Genomic DNA, 523 nt, shown 5'->3' with positions numbered 1-523 from the left:
CAGCGCCCGCTGTTTGGCTGCTCGGCTCCTCAGGGGAAAGCGCAAGGCTTGCCGCCCAAACAGGGGCATCATATACATTTGCTCAATTTATTAACGGTGAAGGCGGAGAAGAGGCGGCCAGACTGTACAAAGAGAGGTTCGAACCTTCTGTATTGGGGGAACAGCCAAATGTGATCGTTGCCGTATTTGTGATTTGCGCTGAGACAGAAGAGAAAGCGGAGAACCTTGCCAAAAGCTTGGATTTTTCTTTATTGGCCAATGAACAGGGGATGGTGACCGAAGGCTTTCCATCATTGGAAACGGCCCTGTCCTATCAATATTCTCCTTATGAAAGAAAGAGAGTGGAAGACAATCGAAAACGGATGGTCATCGGAACGCCGCAGCAGGTAAAGGAACAGCTGCTTGAACTGGCCGGCGCTTACGGAACGGACGAAATCATGGCGGTGACGATCACCCACGATTTTCAAGACAGATTGGATTCATACCGGCTGCTGGCCGAAGCGTTTCATCAGTCAATTTAGCG

1 protein-coding gene is annotated in these 523 nt (G+C 50.5%); it reads left to right on the top strand.

What is annotated here, in order from left to right:
- On the top strand, nucleotides 1-521 hold a 521-nt coding region (locus ACWHAR_RS31840; RefSeq protein WP_452089021.1), incomplete at its 5' end, for an MsnO8 family LLM class oxidoreductase.
- Nucleotides 522-523 lie beyond the last annotated feature (2 nt).

It is taken from the genome of Bacillus sp. LR--39 (genome assembly GCF_053613335.1).
Note: the sequence above shows the minus strand (reverse complement) of the source record. Positions and strands in the feature narration are given on the sequence as shown.